Here is a 19317-nt window from a genome sequence, read left to right on the forward strand (position 1 = left end):
GCCTGCGCCGGCCCGCCCTGCGCCGGCCCGCCCTGCGCCGGCCCGCCTCGACGCCCCGGCCGGGTTCCGTGCGGGCCCTGCCGGGGCGGCTCCCCGAGCCCGGCTACAGCGACTCGCGCCAGCCGTTCGTGATGGGGAGGCGGCGGTCCTTGCCGAAGCCCTTCGCGGAGATCTTCGCGCCCGGCGGGTACTGCCGCCGCTTGTACTCGGCCGTGTCGACCATGCGCAGGGTCCTGGCGACCAGCGCGGGGTCGTACCCGGCGGCGACGATCGCGTCCGCGCCCTGGTCCCGGTCCACGTACATCTCGAGGATCGCGTCCAGGACGGGGTAGTCCGGGAGCGAGTCCGTGTCCACCTGCCCCGGGCGCAGCTCGGCGCTCGGCGGCTTGGTGATCGAGTTCTCCGGGATCGGCGGCGTCTGGCCCCGCTCGGCCGCGGCGCGGTTGCGCCACTCGGCGAGCCGGAAGACCCACGTCTTGTAGACGTCCTTGATGGGGCCGTACGCGCCGACCGAGTCGCCGTAGAGGGTGGAGTAGCCGACCGCCAGCTCCGACTTGTTGCCGGGGGCGAGGACGATGTGGCCCTCCTGGTTGGAGACGGCCATCAGCAGGGTCCCGCGCAGGCGCGACTGGAGGTTCTCCTCGGCGAGGCCCGTCAGCCCCAGCGAGCCCATGTAGGCGTCGAACATCGGCTCGATCGGCACCGTGCGGAAGTTCAGCCCGGTGCGCCGGGCCAGCTCCGCCGCGTCGCCCTTGGAATGGTCGGAGGAGTACTTGGACGGCATCGACACGCCGTACACGTTCTGCGCGCCCACCGCGTCACAGGCGAGGGCCGCGACGAGCGCCGAGTCGATCCCGCCCGACAGCCCGATGAGCACCGACCGGAACCCGTTCTTCGCGACGTACGCCCGCAGGCCCACGACAAGCGCCGAGTAGACCTCCTCGGCGTCGTCCAGCCGCTCCGCGTACCCGCCGCTCAGCTCGGGCTCGTATCGCGGCAGCGGCTCCTCGGACAGCACCACGCGGTCGATGCGCAGTCCGTCGTCCACGACGCCGGTCGGCGCGTCGGGGGAGGCCGCGGGCAGGTCGAGGTCCAGGACCACGCAGCCCTCGGAGAACTGCGGGGCCCGCGCGACGACCTCGCCGTTCTTGTCGACGACGATCGAGTCGCCGTCGAAGACGAGCTCGTCCTGACCGCCGATCATCGCGAGGTAGGCGGTGGTGCAGCCGGCCTCCTGCGCCCGCTTGCGCACCAGCTCCAGGCGGGTGTCGTCCTTGTCGCGCTCGTAGGGGGAGGCGTTGACGGAGAGCAGCAGCCCGGCCCCGGCGGAGCGCGCCGCGGGGACCCGGCCGCCGTCCTGCCAGAGGTCCTCGCAGATCGCGAGGGCCACGTCGACGCCGTGCACGCGCAGCACCGGCATGGTGTCGCCCGGCACGAAGTAGCGGAACTCGTCGAAGACGCCGTAGTTGGGCAGGTGGTGCTTGGCGAAGGACAGTACCACCTCGCCGCCGTGCAGCACCGCCGCGGCGTTGCGCGGGGAACCGGCCGGCCGGCCGAACCGCGGCTGGTCGTTCTCCGACCGGTCGAGGTAGCCGACGACGACCGGCAGCCCGCCGAAGCCCTCGTCGGCGAGGCGCGCGGCGAGCTGCCGCAGCGCGGCGCGGGAGGCCTCGACGAAGGAGGAGCGCAGGGCGAGGTCCTCGACGGGATACCCGGTCAGCGCCATCTCCGGGAACGCCACGAGGTGGGCTCCCTGCTCGGCGGAGTGCCGGGTCCAGCGGAGGATCGTTTCGGTGTTGCCGGCGAGGTCGCCGACACGCGAGTCGATCTGGTTCAGGGCGAGACGAAGTTGAGGCACGGGAACAGTGTAATCGTCAGAGCGACGCGATGGGGGGTGCGGGGGTGTCGATCCCCTCACGCCCCCCATCACGTCACGGTGCTCAGCGTCGGCGGTACGAGTCGACGTAGCCGTTCGCGGGCGTGCCCACGCCGGTGACGTCGTCGTAGCCCTTCACCGCGGACAGCGAGCTGTCCTTGCCGAGGCTGCGGACGGAGGTCAGCAGGCCGCCGGTGGCGTCGACACTGTTGGCGAAGTCGACGCGCGCCACGGCGAGTCCGGACCCCGTGGGGTTGTCGGTCACGTCGTGGTAGACCCGCGAGCCGTACTTGGAGTAGATCGACGGGTTGGCGAAACCGATCGCCTTGCCGCCGCGCGCCTCCTGGGCCAGCGCCTGCACGGCCGCGATGACCGGTGCGGCCAGCGAGGTGCCGCCGATGCGGTACTCGCTGTACTGCTCGGACCCGTCCGGGAAGGTCTGGGTCTGGCCGACCTTGAAGCCGGTGTTCGGGTCGGCGATCGCCGCGATGTCCGGGACGACGCGGTTGCCGGCGGCGTTGTTGGCCGTGGCGAGCGCCTTCGGGACGACGCCCTTCTGGTAGTACGGCTCGGCGACCGTCTTGCTGGTGCCGCCGCCCGCGCCCGAGGTGTACGTGCCGGGGAAGCCCGTCCAGCTCTTGCCGTCCGCGGACAGCGAGGCCTTCTCGGTGCCCCAGCCGGTCTCCCACAGGTACTTGTCGCCCTTGCCGACCGCCAGCGAGGTGCCGCCGACCGCCGTCACCCACGCCGAGTTGGCCGGGGTGTCGACCTGCTTGGTGCCGGTGTTGGCGACCTCGTCGCCGTTGTCGCCGGAGGAGAAGTAGAAGCCGATCCCCTCGACCGCGCCGAACTGGAAGACCTGGTCGTAGGCGGCCGCCAGGTCCGGCGTCTGGTTGGCCTCGATGTCGCCCCACGAGTTGGAGACGATGTCGGCCAGGTGGTTGTCGACGATCTTGCTGAGCGAGTCGAGCAGATCGTCGTCCATGCAGGACGCGGCGCCCACGTACGTGACGTTCGCGGCCGGCGCGACCGCGTGCACGGCCTCGACGTCGAGGGTCTCCTCGCCGTACCAGCCCGAGGCGTCGCACTCGTCGGCGCCGGTGTGGGTGTAGTTCTTGGGCAGCACCTGGCTCAGCTGGCCGGTCTTCCAGGCGGCGTCGCCGTGCTTCTTCGCGTACGTGGCCGCGTCGTAGGCGATCGTCGGCGAGGCGAAGGCGTCGGTGATCGCGACGCGCACGCCCTTGCCCGTGTACGAGCCCGCGCCGTAGGCGGCACGCAGCTGCTTGCCGGTGTAGCCCTGGACGGCGTAGGGGATCGACTTGCCGTACGCCTTCGGCAGCGTGGTCGCGATGTTCGAACCGTAGTACGAGGAGAACGGTCCGGAGTTCTTGAACACGGCGCCGGGACCCGGCAGCTGGTCGCTGTGGGTCGCCTTGTGCGGGGCGTTGTCCAGGCCGGTGACGGTCAGGACGGCGCCGCCGAGGCTCTCCGGGACGGTGGCCGCCCTGGCCGGGGCCCGGTAGGTCTTCGAGCCCTTGGCGTAGTTGTGCAGCTGGGTGCCGAACGCCTTCTCGGCGGCGGCCACGTCACCGCTGACGGAGACGTAGTGCTCACTCGTGCCGGTCACCTTCAGACCGGCCGCCGCCAGCCACGACCTGACGGCGGCCACCTGGGCCGCGGTCGCGCCGTAACGGGCCTTGGTCTGCGCGGCGGAGAGGTACTTGCCGTAGGCGGCGGAGCTCGGGTCGGAGACCGACTTCGCGTACTGCGCGAGGCCGGCGGCGTCCCGTCCCGCGAGGTAGACCCGGGCGGAGACCTGCGCGCTGTCCGGGGTCGAGCCCTTGTCCGCCTTGGCCGTGGCCCACGCGGGCTTGGTCCCGGTCAGCGTGGCGCGGGCCGGGGCGTCCGCGGCGTGCGCCGCGGGTATGCCGAGCGCCAGCGCGCCGGCGATCATGGGCAGTGTCGCTGCCATGCTCGCGGCGCGCAGCGTGGCGCGATTGGATCTCATAGGACCCCCTGTATGTGGTTCGACGCGAGTGGATCACTCGACGTGCGGGCCACTCTGGCGACGAACGCTTCATGCCAGGGGAATGCGAACACCAAGAAGCGCCCAAGTGGCTGCTTTCTGGCATGGTTTGACGGGTTCGTCCGCGAAGTCGAGGGAAAACCCTATGAGTTGGGCCGACGGACGGGACGAGCGGGCCGGGAGGGTCAGGACGGCCACGCGAAGGCCCGGTTGAGGGCCGCGCGAGGCAGGGCCGGACGGCCCGGCCCGGCCGCGGCCGGCGCGCGGAGCCCGACGCGGCCGGGCCGCCGGCCGGTCACGGCTTGGCGCCGCGCGCCTTCAGCATCCCCGCCATGAGATCGATCTCCGACTGCTGTGCCTCGACCATGCCCTGCGCCAGCCGCTTCTCCACGCCGACCGTGCACTTGGCGACACAGCTCTCGGCCATGTGGACGCCGCCCTTGTGGTGGGCGGTCATCAGCTGGAGATAGAGGATCTCGGCCTGCTTGCCGTTGAGCGTGCCGAGCCGCTTCATCTCGGCGTCGGTGGCCATGCCGACCATGAGCGCGCCGTCCTCGCCGCCGCTCATCCCGCGCATGCCCGTCCAGGTCATGGGCGGTTCGGACGACACCTTCGGCAGCCCCCACAGGTCCAGCCAGCCGAGCAGCATGCCGCGCTGGTTCGCCTGGGTCTGCGCGATGTCGTAGGCGAGCCGCCGCACCTCCTCGTCGGTCGTCCGGTCGCGCACGACGTACGACATCTCGACGGCCTGCTGGTGGTGCACCGCCATGTCCCGGGCGAACCCGGCGTCGGCGGAGTCGGCGACCGGGGCGTCGGCGCCCGCCCCGCCGTCCTCGGCCACCGAGTAGGTGACGGCTCCCGCGGCGACGAGGACCCCGGCCACGGCGACGGCCACTCCCGCGTACCTCACTGCGGCAGACCGCCCGTGCACGCCGCGCCCGGTTCGGGCGTCTGCTCGCCCTGCACGAACTTCGCGAAGAACTTGTCCACGTTCGGGTCGCCCGCCCCCGTCACCGTGCGCTGGTTGCCCCACGCGGTGAGCATGATCGGGTCGGCCTGGGCGTCGTCCGGGCTCATCAGGGTGTAGGGCGTCTTTTTGACCTTGGCGGCGAGGGCGTCGACGTCGGCCTTGCCCGCCTTGCTGTTGTACGTCACCCAGACCGCGCCGTGCTCCAGCGAGTGCACGGCGTTCATGTTGTTCAGCGCCTTCTCGTAGACGTCGCCGTTGCAGTTCATCCAGACCTGGTTGTGGTCGCCGCCGACGGGGGGCTCGGTCGGGTACTTCACGGTCCGGGTGACGTGCGTGCGCCCCAGCTTCCCCTGCCACGTCCTGACCCCGTCCGCGCCGGTGACGAACTTCCCGGAGGCCTTGGAGTCGGCGGCGGGGGCGTCGTCGCCGGACTGCGACCTCACGACGAACACGCCGCCGGCGACGAGCGCGACGACGGCGACGACGCTGCCCCCGATCACGAGGACACGTCCTCGCCGCTCACGAGCCTGTTCGGCCCGCCGCATCTCCTCTATGCGCGCCTTGCGCGCCGCACTGCCGGTGGTGTTGGCGGAACCCATGAGGCCTGTCCTTCTCGGGAAAGGGGGAACTGACGAACGGGTCCGCTGATCGTAGTGCGACGCGGGGGATTGTCGTAGACGGGATACGGCCGGGGCCCGAGATAATTTGAACCCGAGATGCGCATTATCTACGCTTCGTCTCATGCGGCTGTTGCGATCCACCGACCTGGCGCTGCGCGTCCTGATGCGACTCGCGGTGACAGGCGAGAACCCGCAGGTCACCCCCACCACCCGGGAGGTGGCCGCGGCGATGCAGGTGCCCTACACCCACGCGGCGAAGGTCGTCGCCGAGCTCCAGCACATGGGGCTGCTCGAGGCCCGGCGCGGCCGGGGCGGCGGCCTCGCCCTCACCGGACCGGGCCGCGCGGCGTCCGTGGGCGCGGTCGTCCGCGCCTTCGAGGGGGACGGCGACGTCGTCGACTGTGAGGGCGGGCCGGCCCCCTGCCCCCTGAGCTCGGCCTGCCGTCTGCGAGGCGCTCTGCGCCGGGCCCAGGAGGCGTTCTACCGGTCCCTGGACCCGCTCACGCTCGCGGACCTCGTGACGGAGCCGACGGGCCCGCTGCTGCTGGGGATTCCGGGACGGGCCTGACCCGCGCGGCGCCCCGGGCGGGCCCTCGCCGTGGGCCGCGCCCCGGGCCGCCGCCGGCCGCGGCGTCAGCTCGCCGTCGCCAGCCACAGGTCGGGGCCGAACACCTCGTAGTGGACGTCCGCGGGGGCGACGCCCTTCTCGATCAGCTGCGCCCGCACCGCGCGCATGAAGGGGAGCGGGCCACACAGGTACGCGCGCGTGCCGGGCGCGACGGGCACGTCGGTGAGGTCGGCCAGCCCGGTCCGGGCGCCCGCCGGGGCCTGTCGCTCGTACCAGAGGTGCACGGAGGCGTCCGGCAGCTTCGCCGCGTGGGTCTCGTGGTCCGCGCGCAGGGCGTGGTGCGCGGGGGAGCGGTCCGCGTGGACGACGGTGACGGGCGCCTCGTACCCGACGGCGGCGAGGTGGGCCAGCATGGCGACGATCGGGGTGACACCGATGCCGGCCGAGGCCAGCAGCAGCGGGGCGCCGTCGGCGTCGTCGAGGACCAGGTCGCCGTACGGCTCGGAGAGCTCCAGCACGTCGCCTTCCCGCACGTGCGCGTGAAGGTGCTGGGAGACCTCGCCTTCGGGGGTGAGCACGCCCGACGCGGTCGTCTCGCCGCCGGCCACGCGCTTGACGCTGATCTGCCGCAGCTGCGCGTCCGGTGCCCCCGAGAGGCTGTACTGGCGTATCTGGCGGGCTCCGTCGGCGAGCCGGGTGCGCACGGACACGTACTGGCCCGCACGGAACTCCCGGACGGGCGCCCCGTCCCGCGGCCGCAGCCGGAAGGTGACCACGTCCGCGGTCTCCTCGAAGCGCTCCACGACCTCCCACTCCCGCCAGGGCCGGGCCCCCGGGCCGCCGTCCCGCTCCTCGAGCAGCCGCCGCTCGACGGCGATCAGCGCGTTGGCCATCAGCCAGTAGACCTCGTCCCAGGCGGCCGCCACCTCGGGAGTGACCGCTTCGCCGAGGACGTCCGCTATGGCGGCGAAGAGGTGCTCGTGGACGACCGGGTACTGCTCGGGCGCGACGCCCAGCGAGGCGTGCTTGTGGGCGATCCGGCCGAGCATCGCGTCGGGACGGTCCCCGGGGTGGTCGACGAGGTGTCGCGCGAAGGCGGCGATGGAACCGGCCAGGGCCTGGCGCTGCGTGCCGGCCGCCTGGTTGCCCCGGTTGAACAGGTCGCGCAGCAGCTCGGGGTGGGCGGCGAAGAGGCCGGCGTAGAACCGCTCGGTGATGTCGCCGATGGCCGCGCCCACCACGGGAAGGGTGGCGCGGACGGTGGCTGCGGACTGTTCGGACAGCATCGGGGCTCCTCGAGCTCACGGGGCATGGGGCATGGGCCACAGGGCCATGGGGCGGTCGCGGGGTTCGTCCCGTGCGGCCGTTCGGCACCCTAGTTAAAGTTGCATTTGAGATGCAAATTAAGCGGAGAGGCGGACGGAGGGGGTCGGGCATTACGGATACCGGTCGGAGCAGGCAAGATGGGCGGCAGAGCAGGACACCCGCCGGACACGAGGCGTTCAGGTCCGGGTCGCCGAGGCGATCATGGTCGGCAACGCGCCCGAAACGGGGATGTGGTCTGATGCTCAGGTGCCCGACCGCCGCTCCCCGGGACCGGAGGCAGGCGGCCTGACCAGCAAGGATGGGGAAGCGGAAGATGGACAAGCAGCAGGAGTTCGTGCTCCGGACGTTGGAGGAGCGCGACATCCGGTTCGTACGGCTGTGGTTCACGGACGTGCTGGGCTTCCTCAAGTCCGTCGCCGTGGCCCCCGCCGAGCTCGAGCAGGCCTTCGACGAGGGCATCGGCTTCGACGGCTCCGCGATCGAGGGCTTCGCCCGGGTCTACGAGTCCGACATGATCGCCAAGCCGGACCCCTCCACCTTCCAGGTACTGCCCTGGCGCGCGGAGGCCCCCGGCACCGCCCGCATGTTCTGCGACATCCTCATGCCGGACGGCTCCCCGTCCTTCGCCGACCCGCGCTACGTCCTCAAGCGGGCCCTCGCCCGCGCCTCCGACCTGGGCTTCACGTTCTACACCCACCCGGAGATCGAGTTCTTCCTGCTGAAGGACAAGCCGACCGACGGCTCCCGCCCGACCCCGGCCGACAACTCCGGCTACTTCGACCACACCCCGCACAACATCGGCATGGACTTCCGCCGCCAGGCGATCACCATGCTCGAGTCGATGGGCATCTCGGTCGAGTTCTCCCACCACGAGGGCGCCCCCGGCCAGCAGGAGATCGACCTGCGCTACGCCGACGCGCTCTCCACGGCCGACAACATCATGACCTTCCGCCTGGTGATGAAGCAGGTCGCGCTGGAGCAGGGCGTCCAGGCGACCTTCATGCCGAAGCCGTTCAGCGAGCACCCCGGCTCCGGCATGCACACCCACCTCTCCCTCTTCGAGGGCGACCGCAACGCGTTCTACGAGTCCGGCGCGGAGTACCAGCTGTCCAAGGTCGGCCGGTCCTTCATCGCGGGCCTGCTGAAGCACGCCGCCGAGATCGCCGCCGTCACCAACCAGTGGGTCAACTCCTACAAGCGCATCTGGGGCGGCTCCGAGCGCACCGCCGGCGCCGGCGGCGAGGCGCCGTCCTACATCTGCTGGGGGCACAACAACCGCTCCGCCCTGGTGCGCGTGCCGATGTACAAGCCCGGCAAGACCGGCTCCGCGCGCATCGAGGTCCGCTCCCTCGACACCGGCGCCAACCCGTACCTCGCCTACGCCATGCTGCTCGCCGCCGGCCTCAAGGGCGTCGAGGAGGGCTACGAGCTCCCGCCGGGCGCCGAGGACGACGTCTGGGCGCTGTCGGACGCCGAGCGTCGCGCCATGGGCATCGAACCCCTCCCGCAGAACCTCGGCGAGGCCCTGACCCTGATGGACCGCAGCGACCTCGTCGCCGAGACCCTGGGCGAGCACGTCTTCGACTTCTTCCTGCGCAACAAGCGCCAGGAATGGGAGGAGTACCGCTCCGAGGTCACCGCCTTCGAACTGCGCAAGAACCTGCCGGTGCTGTAGCCGCAGGCCAGGGCGGGTTCGCTGCTGTATGACGCTGTGGGGCCGACGGTCGTGGACCGTCGGTCCCGCGGTGTCTCACCGCCCTGGGCCGTCCGCGGGCGGTCCCGCCCCGGAACGGCGCCCGCGTGCCGGCAGACGTTCGTCCGGATACGGTTCCTCACGCGTCGCCGGCCCTCGCCGCACCGCCGGGCAGGCCCGCGGCCACCGGCGGTCTGGGCCCGGTCGGTCCTACTGCGCGGCCGGTTTCGCCAGGACCTGGTGGAGCGGCTCCGTCTCGCGGCGGCGGTACTCCTGGATCGCCCAGCCGTTGCCGTCGGGATCCTTGAAGTACATGAAGGTCGCGCCGTCCTGCGGGGCGAACTGCTGGGGCTCGGTGACGTCCAGGCCCCGGGCGGTCAGCTCCTCGTACGCCGCCTTCGCGTCCGTGACACAGAGCTGCATACCGTGGTACGTCCCCGGCCGCGGGGTGCCCGTCGGGACCTGGAGGCCGTCCACCAGGGCGATCGAACAGCCCGAGCCGGGCGGGGTGAGCTGCACGATCCGCACGCCCTCCATCACCTCGCCGTCGAGATCGACGTGGAAGCCCACCCTGTCGCGGTAGAACTCCTTGGCCCGGTCCACGTCCGACACCGGCAGCAGGATTACTTCGAGGGTCATGTCCATGGGGTGACTCCCTTGTCGTCCCTGTGTACGACGCCCCGCGGGCGGTCGCGGCACGCCGTTCCCCACAGAACCCGAAACCGGGCCGGAGCGCCACCGTGGGGCGAGGGTTACGCTCGACTCCGGACGACCTTGATCGCACGAGGAGGCCTTCGATGATGGCGCCGGGGCGCAGAAGCAGCACCTTCACTCGGCTGTTGCGGCACGGCTTCACCGATCCCTCCGCCGCCGAGCGGCTGCTGGACGGGCCCGAGCTGTCCCCGGTGCGCAACGACCCCTTTCTGCTGGAGGCGCTGGCCGCCACCGCCGACCCCGACCTCGCGCTGCGCGGTCTCGTCGGGCTGGTGGAGGCCCAGTCCGGGCCCTCCGCGAGACGCGAACTGCTCGACACCCTGATCGCCGCCAAACCCCTGCGGGACCGGCTGCTGGGAGTGCTGGGGGCGTCCGCCGCCCTCGCCGACCACCTCGCCCGGCATCCGCGGGACTGGGAGGCGCTGGTCACCTACGAGCCCCGGGACCTGCACCCCGGCGTGGAGGAGTTCGAGCGCGGCCTCGCCGAGGCCGCCGACCCGGTGTCGCTGCGCGTCTCCTACCGGCGCTGCCTGCTGTCCATCGCGGCCCGCGACGTGTGCGGGACGACCGACGTCGCCGAGACCGCCGCCGAGCTCGCCGACCTCGCCACCGCCACCCTGCGGGCCGCCCTCGGCCTGGCCCGCGCCGCCGCCCCCGAAGACGCCGCGCTGTGCCGCCTCGCCGTGATCGCGATGGGCAAGTGCGGCGGCCACGAGCTGAACTACGTGTCCGACGTGGACGTCATCTTCGTGGGCGAGGCCGTCGACGGGGCCGACGAGGCCAAGGCGATGCGGGCCGCCACCAAACTCGCCTCGCACATGATGCGGATCTGCTCCGAGACCACCGTGGAAGGGTCCATCTGGCCCGTCGACGCCAACCTGCGGCCCGAGGGGCGCAACGGCCCGCTGGTGCGGACCCTCAGCAGCCACCTCGCCTACTACCAGCGGTGGGCCAAGACCTGGGAGTTCCAGGCCCTGCTCAAGGCGCGGCCGGTGGCCGGGGACCTCGACCTGGGCGCCGACTACGTCGCCGCCGTCGAGCCGATGGTGTGGAAGGCCGCCGAGCGGGAGAACTTCGTCGTCGACGTGCAGAACATGCGGCGCAGGGTCGTCGAGAACATCCCGGTCTCCGAGGTCGAGCGCGAACTCAAACTCGGGCCCGGCGGACTGCGGGACGTCGAGTTCGCCGTCCAGCTGCTGCAACTGGTGCACGGGCGCGCCGACGCCTCGCTGCGCAGCGGGACCACGCTCGACGCCCTGCAGGCGCTCGCCACGGGCGGCTACGTCGGGCGCGCCGACGCGGTCCAGCTCGACGCCGCTTACCGCTTCCTGCGTTCCATGGAGCACCGCATCCAGCTCTACCGGCTGCGGCGGACCCATCTGGTCCCCGAGGACGAGACCGACCTGCGGCGGCTCGGCCGCTCCCTCGGCCTGCGCACCGACCCGGTCGCCGAGCTCGGCCGGGAATGGAAGCGCCACGCGTCCGTCGTACGGCGGCTGCACGAGAAGCTGTTCTACCGGCCGCTGCTCGACGCGGTGGCCCAACTAGCCCCGGGCGAGACCCGGTTGAGTGCGGAGGCGGCCCGCGAGCGACTCGTCGCGCTCGGCTACGCCGATCCCGCCGCCGCACTGCGCCACCTGGAGGCGCTGGCCTCCGGCGTCACCCGCAAGGCCGCCATCCAACGCACCCTGCTGCCCGTCCTGCTGGGATGGTTCGCCGACTCCGCCGACCCGGACGCGGGCCTGCTCAACTTCCGCAAGGTCTCCGACGCCCTGGGCAAGACCCCCTGGTACCTGCGGTTGTTGCGGGACGAGGGAGCCGCGGCGGAGAACCTCGCCCGGGTGCTGTCCGCCGGGCGGCTCGCCCCCGACCTGCTGATGCGCGCGCCGGAGGCGGTGGCGCTGCTCGGCGACGGCGACGGCGGTGGTCTCGAACCGCGCGGCCGCGCGCTGCTGGAACAGGAGATCCTCGCGGCGGTGCGGCGGGCCGACGGGGCCGTGCAGGCCGTCGCCGCCGCACGCGGGGTCCGCCGGCGCGAGCTGTTCCGCATCGCCGCCGCGGACATCGTCGGCTCCTACGGCACCGAGGCGCAGCCCGTCGAGGCCGACCAGGGAGCTCTCGTGGACCTGGTCGGCGGCGCCGTGTCCGACCTCACCGCCGCCACCCTGTCCGGCACCCTGCGTGCCGTCGTCCGCGAGGGCTGGGGCGACACCCTCCCCACCCGCTTCGCTGTCATCGGTATGGGGCGCTTCGGCGGCCACGAACTGGGCTACGGCTCCGATGCGGACGTCCTGTTCGTCCACGAGCCCCGGGAGGGCGTCGACGAGCGGGAGGCCGCAGAGGCAGCCAACAAGGTCGTCTCCGAGATGCGCCGGCTCCTGCAGATCCCCAGCGCCGACCCACCGCTGCTCGTCGACGCCGACCTGCGTCCGGAGGGCAAGTCCGGGCCGCTCGTACGCACGGTGAAGTCCTACGCGGCCTATTACCGGCGGTGGTCGCTGGGGTGGGAGTCGCAGGCGCTGCTGCGCGCCGAAGTCGTCGCGGGGGACGAGGAGCTGGGGAGCAGGTTCCTCGAGCTCGCCGACCCCCTGCGGTATCCGGCGGGCGGGCTCACGGAGGAGGCCGTGCGGGAGATCCGGCGGCTGAAGGCGCGGATGGAGTCGGAGCGGCTGCCCCGGGGCGCCGACCCCAAGCTGCACACCAAGCTCGGCCCGGGCGGCCTGTCCGACGTCGAGTGGACGGTGCAGCTGATCCAGATGCGGCACGGTGCGACGCATCCGGGGCTGCGGACCACCCGCACCCGGCAGGCGCTCACCGCGGCCCGCCACGCCGGCCTCATCCCGCCGGAGGAGGCGGCGACGCTGGACGAGGCGTGGGTGCTGGCCACGCGGGTGCGCAACGCGGTGATGCTGGTGCGCGGCCGGGCCGGCGACACGTTCCCCTCCGCCCCGCGCGAACTGGTCGCGGTGGGCCGGTACCTCGGCTACGGCCCCGGACGCGTCGGCGACATGCTCGACGACTACCGGCGTACCGCCCGCCGGGCCCGGACCGTGGTGGACGAGCTGTTCTACGCGGGCTGACCCGGCTCCGGCCGGTCCCGTGGGCGGTTTGCGTGGTCGTGGTCGGGTCCGGGGTCGGGGGCGGCGGGTCGCTCGTGGCGGCGACGCGACCCGCTCGCGGGCGTCTCCGGCGGGATGCCGGGCGGCTCTGCCGATGCGGGATGCGGGACGCGCGGTGTCCCCGGGGGTCGCGAGGGGCACGTTCGGCGGCCGGGTGGGGTTTGTGGACGACGGCGGGGCGAGCGGGGGACTCCGGCCGGGAGGGGCGGGGGACGACGGCCGGTGGTTGGGCGCGGACGACGGGCCGGCTCAGCTGTCCGTGCGGCTGCCGGCCGACCACACGCCCGGAGGGCCGCCCGGCGTGCGCACGTCAGGAAGGTCGCCCGGCGTGCGCGTGTCCGGGGAGCCGTTCCGCTGTCGTGTGCCGCCGGGGGTCCGGTCCGGGGTGCGCGCCGCGGGGGAGCCGCCGGGCGTTCGGGGGTCGGGGGAGCCCGCGGAGTCGCGCGGTGTCGTGGCCTTGTGGACGTGCCAGGGGCGCCGTCGTCGTCGCGCGGCCCGGAGGCCGTCCCGCCGCGTGTGGGGGACGGTCCTCGGCAGGGCGTACGGCAGGGCGCCGTACCAGAGGCCGGCCACGGTGAAGCCGAAGGCGAGGCAGAGGAGGCCGCCGACCGCGTCCAGCCAGAAGTGGTTGGCGGTGGCCACGATGACCACCAGGGTCGCCATCGGATAGAGCAGGCCGAGGACGCGCACCCAGGGAAGCCGGGCCAGGGCGAACACGGTCAGGCCGCACCACAGGGACCAGCCGATGTGCATGGACGGCATGGCGGCGTACTGGTTCGACATGTGTTTGAGGTCGCCGGACGCCATCGACCCCCATGTCCGGTGGACCATCACCGTGTCGACGAAGCCGCCGCGCGGCATCAGACGTGGGGGCGCCAACGGGTACAGGTAGTAGCCGGCCAGGGCCACTGCCGTGGTGGCGAACAGGACCAGGCGGGTCGCCGCGTAGCGGCCCGGGTGGCTGTGGTAGAGCCACACCAGGACGACCAGCGTGACGACGAAGTGCAGCGTCGCGTAGTAGTAGTTCATGCTCACGATGAGCCAGGTCACCGAGTTCACCGCGTGGTTGACGGACTCCTCCACGGCGATGCCGAGACCGTGCTCGGCCCGCCAGATCCAGTCGGTGTTGCGCAACGCTTCGGAACGCTGTTCCGGGACCGCGTTGCGCACGAGGGAGTACACCCAGTAACTCACCGCGATGAGAAGGATCTCGAACCAGAGGCGCGGTCGGCGGGGGCTGCGGACGTGAACGAGACGACGACGCCGGGTCCGGGCCGTGACGGCCTGCGGAAGGGCCTGGTCGCGGCCTTCCAGTGGCGTCACAGTCGATTCACCCATGGACCCAAAGTCTGCCAGAAAAGACCTCTTTGTCCGATCATCCCGCGGTCGGGTCAGTTTTGCACGCCTTGGGGCGATGGACGCCCTTCATCTTTTCCCGGTGCGCGGGAGAGGCTTCCGGGTTCCCGGAGCCTGGGGCGATCGCATCCGCGGAGGGTTCTCGTCCTAGCGTGATCGGCTGCCCCACCCGCTGCGGACGGCTACGCTCGGTGAGGGCCGGCAACCGATTTCGCCCGGTTGCCGCCAGGTCGCGTCAGAGGCCGTCGAAACACGCCCTAGACGCGGGCGCGGTCGCCCGGCGCCGAGGCGGTGGAACCCCGCACCACCAGCTCCGGCATGAACACGAACTCGCTGTGCGGCGCGGGCGTCCCGCCGATCTCCTCCAGGAGCGTGCGGACGGCGGCCTGGCCCATCGCCGGCACCGGCTTGCGCACCGTCGTCAGCGGCGGGTCGGTGAAGGCGATCAGCGGGGAGTCGTCGAAGCCGACCACCGAGACGTCCCGGGGGACCGCGAGACCGCGCTGCCTGGCCGCCCTTATCGCGCCCAGCGCCATCATGTCGCTGGCGCAGACGATCGCCGTGCAGCCCCGGTCGATCAGGGCCGTGGTCGCGGCCTGGCCCCCTTCCAGGGTGTACAGGGAGTGCTGGACCAGTTCGGTCTCGATGGTCTCCGGGTTCAGCCGCAGCTGCTCCTGCATGGCGCGCACGAAGCCCTCGATCTTGCGCTGGACCGGCACGAAGCGCTTGGGGCCGAGAGCCAGTCCCACCCGGGTGTGCCCGAGGGAGACGAGGTGGGTCACCGCCAGGGTCATCGCCGCACGGTCGTCGGGCGAGATGAACGGGGCCTGGACCTTCGGGGAGAAGCCGTCGACCAGGACGAAGGGAACGCCCTGGGCGCGCAGCTGCTCGTAGCGCTGCATGTCGGCCGTGGTGTCCGCGTGCAGTCCGGAGACGTAGATGATGCCGGCGACGCCGCGGTCGACCAGCATCTCGGTCAGCTCGTCCTCCGTGGAGCCGCCCGGCGTCTGGGTGGCGAGGACGGGGGTGTAGCCCTGGCGGGTCAGCGCCTGTCCGATGACCTGGGCCAGGGCCGGGAATATCGGGTTCTCCAGCTCCGGCGTGATCAGACCGACCAGCCCCGCACTGCGCTGGCGCAACCGGACCGGGCGTTCGTAGCCGAGGACGTCCAGAGCGGCGAGCACGGACTGGCGGGTGGTGGCGGCGACACCGGGCTTGCCGTTGAGAACGCGGCTGACGGTCGCTTCGCTCACCCCCGCCTGCGCAGCGATGTCGGCAAGCCGTGTGGTCACAGGGGTGGACTGTACCGGTCGGGTGCCGACTTGCACACCGATCGGATGCCGCGGGCGACCTGTCGGACGGCCCGCTCCGGCCTGCTGCGTCATCGCGCTCCCTCGTGAAAGTCGTGGCAAGAGCTTGCAGAGTCTTGCACAACGGTGGCGTGCCCCGTCGTGGGGCCGTTCAACCGCGACAACAACGGTCTCACAGCGGTCGAGCGGAGGTCACGTCAGGGTCACGTGCGGATAACTTCGGACGGTTCTTGCACTTTTTTTCTGCAAGGTCTTTCGTGCCGCTTGCAGGGCTGTTACGTTCACGTCGCTCGACGGCGGCAACGGCGCGTCGGAGCCGGCGGGAACAGCGGACGGGACCGCTTCCCGCAGCTATACGGGCTCTCACCCTCAAGGAGAAACTCATGCGGCGTGGCATAGCGGCCACCGCGCTGGTGGCGTCCCTCGCCCTCGCGGCGACGGCCTGCGGCGGAGACGACAGCGGCAGTGACGACTCGTCCGGGCCGGTCACCATCACCTGGTGGGACACCTCCAACGCCACCAATGAGGCGCCGACGTACCAGGCCCTGGTCAAGCAGTTCGAGGCGGCCAACAAGGACGTCAAGGTCAAGTACGTCAACGTGCCCTTCGACCAGGCGCAGAACAAGTTCGACACGGCCGCCGGCGCGTCCGGCGCCCCGGACATCCTGCGCTCCGAGGTCGGCTGGACCCCCGCCTTCGCCAAGAAGGGCTACTTCCTGCCGCTGGACGGCACGGACGCCCTCAAGGACCAGGCGAAGTTCAAGTCCAACCTGCTGGAGCAGGCCAAGTACGAGGGCAAGACGTACGGTGTCCCGCTGGTCACGGACACGCTCGCGCTGGTCTACAACAAGGACCTCTTCGCCAAGGCCGGCATCACCGCGGCTCCCAAGAGCTGGGACGAGCTGAAGACCGCCGCTGCCACCGTCAAGGCCAAGACCGGCGTCGACGGCTACTGGGGCTCCACGCAGGCCTACTACGCGCAGTCGTTCCTCTACGGCGAGGGCACCGACACCGTCGACGCCGACGCCAAGAAGATCACCGTCAACTCGGCGGCCGCGAAGAAGGCGTACGGCACCTGGCTCGGCCTCTTCGACGGCAAGGGCCTGCACAAGGCCGACACCACCGCCGACGCCTACGCCCACATCCAGGACGCGTTCGTCAACGGCAAGGTCGCCGCGATCATCCAGGGCCCCTGGGAGATCACGAACTTCTACAAGGGCAGCGCCTTCAAGGACAAGGCCAACCTCGGCATCGCCACCGTCCCGGCCGGTTCCACCGGCAAGGCGGGCGCCCCGACCGGCGGCCACAACCTCTCGGTCTACGCCGGCTCCGACAAGGCCCACCAGGCTGCCGCGCTGAAGTTCGTCGACTTCATGACCTCCGCCGCGTCCCAGGCGACCATCGCCCAGAAGAACTCCACGCTGCCCACCCGCGACGACGCCTACACCGCGGCCGTCAAGGCCGACCCGGGCATCGCCGGCTACCAGACGGTGCTGGCCGCCGCCCAGCCGCGCCCGGCGCTGCCGGAGTACAGCTCGCTGTGGGGTCCGCTGGACACCGAACTGCCCAAGATCGCGGGTGGCAAGGAGACCCTCGACAAGGGACTGGGCAACGCTGAGCTCGCCATCGCCAAGCTGGTGCCCGACTTCAGCAAGTGAGCCCGAGCGGCCGCCGGATCTTCCAGATCGTGGAGGGGAGAGATCCGGCGGCCACCGGCCTGTGAGCTCCGAGCCGCAGCCCCCCGTCGACGATCCAGCGTGAAGATCCAGAAGGTGTCGAACCATGACAGTCGCCATCGACCGCGCGACCGGCAAGCGCCGCGGTGACCGTGAGCCGGGGACCGGACCGGCCGGCCGCCTCAGGCGTGGCTACCAGAAGCACTGGTACGCGTACGCGATGATCGCCCCGGTGGCGGTCGTCCTCGGCGTCCTCGTGCTGTACCCCCTGGTGTACGGCCTGTACCTGACGCTGACCGACGCCAACAGCCTCAACACGGCCCGCACCATCGGCGTCAACCACATCGACGCCACCTACAAGTTCATCGGCCTCGACAACTACGCCGACATCCTGTGGGGCCCGACGGCCTACGACCGCTTCTGGTCGCACTTCCTCTGGACGATCGTGTGGACGGCGGCCTGCGTGGCCCTGCACTACGGCATCGGACTCGGCCTCGCCCTGCTCCTCAACCAGAAGTTGCGCGGGCGCACCCTGTACCGGCTGATCCTGGTGCTGCCGTGGGCGGTGCCCACCTTCGTGACCGTGTTCGGCTGGCGCTTCATGCTCGCCGACGGCGGCATCATCAACTCCGCGCTGGACTTCCTGCACCTGCCGTCGCCGCTGTGGCTCGAGGACACGTTCTGGCAGCGGTTCGCCGCGATCATGGTCAACACCTGGTGCGGTGTGCCGTTCATGATGATCTCGCTGCTCGGCGGCCTGCAGGCCATCGACGCCTCGCTCTACGAGGCCGCCGAGATGGACGGCGCGAGCGCCTGGCAGCGATTCCGGTACGTCACCCTGCCGGGACTGAGGTCGGTCAGCTCCACCGTCGTCCTGCTGGGCGTCATCTGGACGTTCAACCAGTTCGCCGTGATCTTCCTGCTGTTCGGCAACACCGCCCCGGACGCGCAGATCCTCGTCACCTGGGCCTACTACCTCGGCTTCGGACAGCAGCCGCGTGACTTCGCCCAGTCGGCCGCGTACGGCATCCTGCTGCTGGCCATCCTGATCGTCTTCACCTCGTTCTACCGCCGCTGGCTGAACCGCAACGAGCAGCAGCTCGCGATCTGAGGCAGGAGTTCCCATGAGCAGCACCACAGTCGAGACCTCCGCCGCGGCGGGCGGCGGGCGCCCCCCGAAGGCCTCGCGCCGGGCCCGGCGGCGCGGCGAGAACAGCCTCGCAGGCTCCCTCGCCTCGCACGGCGTCCTGATCGCCGCGAGCCTGATCGCGCTCTTCCCGATCGCCTGGCTGGTCTATCTGTCCCTCGGCCCGGACAAGGACGACTACCTCCACCCGGGCGGTATCTGGGACAAGATGACGTTCGCGAACTACACGTTCGTCGTCGAACACACCGAGTTCTTCAACTGGTTGAAGAGCTCGCTCATCGTCACGCTCGGTACGACCGCCATCGGTGTGCTCATCGCCGCCACCACCGGCTACGCCGTGTCCCGCATGCGCTTCCCCGGCTACAAGAAGTTCATGTGGGTGCTGCTGGTCACCCAGATGTTCCCGGTCGCCGTGCTGATGGTGCCGATGTACCAGATCCTCTCGGACCTGCAGCTCATCGACAACTACCTCGGCCTGATCCTCGTCTACTGCACGACCGTCATCCCGTACAGCGCCTGGCTGCTCAAGGGGTACTTCGACACCATCCCCTTCGAGATCGACGAGGCGGGGCGCGTGGACGGGCTCACCCCGTTCGGCACCTTCTTCCGGCTGATCCTGCCGCTCGCCAAGCCCGGTCTCGCGGTAGCCGCCTTCTACAACTTCCTCACCGCCTTCAGCGAGGTCGCGTTCGCCTCGACGTTCATGCTCAGCGACGACAAGTACACGCTCGCCGTCGGTCTGCAGTCCTTCGTCAGCGAACACGACGCCCAGCGCAACCTGATGGCCGCCACCGCGGTGCTGATCGCGATACCGGCCGCCGTGTTCTTCTACCTCGTGCAGAAGAACCTGGTGACCGGCCTCACCGCGGGCGGCACCAAGGGGTGACGGGCACCGCCGTCGCCTCGCCGGACCTGC

General features: G+C 71.3%; 14 protein-coding genes. 6 read left to right on the forward strand and 8 right to left on the reverse strand.

Annotation, left to right across the window (positions count from 1 at the left end; translation table 11 throughout):
• Positions 1-103: 103 nt before the first annotated feature.
• The 4 genes from C6376_RS17920 to C6376_RS17935 form a co-directional block, all read right to left on the reverse strand.
• The gene (locus C6376_RS17920; RefSeq protein WP_107444334.1) at positions 104-1858 is read right to left on the reverse strand and encodes an NAD+ synthase; all 1755 of its coding nucleotides are present in this window, start codon (positions 1856-1858) and stop codon (positions 104-106) included.
• 82 nt (positions 1859-1940) lie between these two features.
• On the reverse strand, positions 1941-3884 hold the full coding sequence (locus tag C6376_RS17925; RefSeq protein ID WP_107444335.1) for a protease pro-enzyme activation domain-containing protein: 1944 nt from the start codon (positions 3882-3884) through the stop codon (positions 1941-1943).
• Positions 3885-4197: 313 nt separating this feature from the next.
• A complete protein-coding gene (locus C6376_RS17930; protein ID WP_254075991.1) occupies positions 4198-4797 on the reverse strand; it encodes a DUF305 domain-containing protein in 600 nt (199 codons plus the stop codon).
• A gap of 11 nt (positions 4798-4808) precedes the next feature.
• Complete coding sequence (locus tag C6376_RS17935; protein WP_107444337.1) at positions 4809-5471, reverse strand: DUF3105 domain-containing protein; 663 nt, start codon at positions 5469-5471, stop codon at positions 4809-4811.
• A 142-nt stretch (positions 5472-5613) separates the two neighbouring features.
• Here C6376_RS17935 and C6376_RS17940 point away from each other — a divergent pair, with 142 nt between their 5' ends.
• Positions 5614-6060, forward strand: coding sequence for an Rrf2 family transcriptional regulator (locus C6376_RS17940; protein ID WP_107444338.1), 447 nt, complete (start codon positions 5614-5616; stop codon positions 6058-6060).
• Between the two features lie 65 nt (positions 6061-6125).
• Here the strand turns inward: C6376_RS17940 and C6376_RS17945 are convergent, their stop codons facing one another.
• Positions 6126-7346, reverse strand: a complete 1221-nt coding sequence (locus C6376_RS17945) for a globin domain-containing protein (protein ID WP_107444339.1) — start codon at positions 7344-7346, stop codon at positions 6126-6128.
• Positions 7347-7699: 353 nt separating this feature from the next.
• Between C6376_RS17945 and C6376_RS17950 the strand changes: the two genes are divergently transcribed.
• A complete protein-coding gene (locus C6376_RS17950) occupies positions 7700-9061 on the forward strand; it encodes a glutamine synthetase family protein (protein WP_057583457.1) in 1362 nt (453 codons plus the stop codon).
• A 228-nt stretch (positions 9062-9289) separates the two neighbouring features.
• Here C6376_RS17950 and C6376_RS17955 read toward each other — a convergent pair whose 3' ends face one another.
• Positions 9290-9724, reverse strand: coding sequence for a VOC family protein (locus C6376_RS17955; RefSeq protein WP_107444340.1), 435 nt, complete (start codon positions 9722-9724; stop codon positions 9290-9292).
• Positions 9725-9876: 152 nt separating this feature from the next.
• On the opposite strand from C6376_RS17955, the gene C6376_RS17960 reads away from it, so the two are divergent.
• A complete protein-coding gene (locus C6376_RS17960) occupies positions 9877-12873 on the forward strand; it encodes a bifunctional [glutamine synthetase] adenylyltransferase/[glutamine synthetase]-adenylyl-L-tyrosine phosphorylase (protein WP_107444341.1) in 2997 nt (998 codons plus the stop codon).
• Positions 12874-13161: 288 nt separating this feature from the next.
• Here C6376_RS17960 and C6376_RS17965 read toward each other — a convergent pair whose 3' ends face one another.
• Entirely contained in the window at positions 13162-14250 is a 1089-nt protein-coding gene (locus tag C6376_RS17965; RefSeq protein ID WP_254075992.1) for a phosphatase PAP2 family protein, read from the reverse strand.
• 275 nt (positions 14251-14525) lie between these two features.
• Positions 14526-15560 carry a LacI family DNA-binding transcriptional regulator gene (locus C6376_RS17970; RefSeq protein ID WP_107449037.1) on the reverse strand — a complete coding sequence of 345 codons (1035 nt, stop codon included), beginning with the start codon at positions 15558-15560 and terminating at the stop codon, positions 14526-14528.
• Between the two features lie 401 nt (positions 15561-15961).
• Between C6376_RS17970 and C6376_RS17975 the strand changes: the two genes are divergently transcribed.
• From C6376_RS17975 to C6376_RS17985, 3 genes are all read left to right on the forward strand, one after another.
• Positions 15962-17236 carry an extracellular solute-binding protein gene (locus C6376_RS17975; RefSeq protein ID WP_107444342.1) on the forward strand — a complete coding sequence of 425 codons (1275 nt, stop codon included), beginning with the start codon at positions 15962-15964 and terminating at the stop codon, positions 17234-17236.
• A gap of 124 nt (positions 17237-17360) precedes the next feature.
• Entirely contained in the window at positions 17361-18365 is a 1005-nt protein-coding gene (locus C6376_RS17980) for a carbohydrate ABC transporter permease (protein ID WP_107444343.1), read from the forward strand.
• Positions 18366-18378: 13 nt separating this feature from the next.
• Positions 18379-19287 carry a sugar ABC transporter permease gene (locus C6376_RS17985; protein WP_107444344.1) on the forward strand — a complete coding sequence of 303 codons (909 nt, stop codon included), beginning with the start codon at positions 18379-18381 and terminating at the stop codon, positions 19285-19287.
• Positions 19288-19317 lie beyond the last annotated feature (30 nt).

This window comes from Streptomyces sp. P3 (assembly GCF_003032475.1).
Lineage (GTDB): Bacteria > Actinomycetota > Actinomycetes > Streptomycetales > Streptomycetaceae > Streptomyces.

Coding starts and splice junctions, on each gene's coding strand:
- C6376_RS17925 (WP_107444335.1), bottom strand. CDS start 3,884: ATGAGATCCAATCGCGCCACGCTGCGCGCCGCGAGCATGGCAGCGACA.
- C6376_RS17935 (WP_107444337.1), bottom strand. CDS start 5,471: ATGGGTTCCGCCAACACCACCGGCAGTGCGGCGCGCAAGGCGCGCATA.
- C6376_RS17940 (WP_107444338.1), top strand. CDS start 5,614: ATGCGGCTGTTGCGATCCACCGACCTGGCGCTGCGCGTCCTGATGCGA.
- C6376_RS17945 (WP_107444339.1), bottom strand. CDS start 7,346: ATGCTGTCCGAACAGTCCGCAGCCACCGTCCGCGCCACCCTTCCCGTG.
- C6376_RS17950 (WP_057583457.1), top strand. CDS start 7,700: ATGGACAAGCAGCAGGAGTTCGTGCTCCGGACGTTGGAGGAGCGCGAC.
- C6376_RS17955 (WP_107444340.1), bottom strand. CDS start 9,724: ATGGACATGACCCTCGAAGTAATCCTGCTGCCGGTGTCGGACGTGGAC.
- C6376_RS17960 (WP_107444341.1), top strand. CDS start 9,877: ATGATGGCGCCGGGGCGCAGAAGCAGCACCTTCACTCGGCTGTTGCGG.
- C6376_RS17965 (WP_254075992.1), bottom strand. CDS start 14,250: ATGGGTGAATCGACTGTGACGCCACTGGAAGGCCGCGACCAGGCCCTT.
- C6376_RS17975 (WP_107444342.1), top strand. CDS start 15,962: ATGCGGCGTGGCATAGCGGCCACCGCGCTGGTGGCGTCCCTCGCCCTC.
- C6376_RS17980 (WP_107444343.1), top strand. CDS start 17,361: ATGACAGTCGCCATCGACCGCGCGACCGGCAAGCGCCGCGGTGACCGT.
- C6376_RS17985 (WP_107444344.1), top strand. CDS start 18,379: ATGAGCAGCACCACAGTCGAGACCTCCGCCGCGGCGGGCGGCGGGCGC.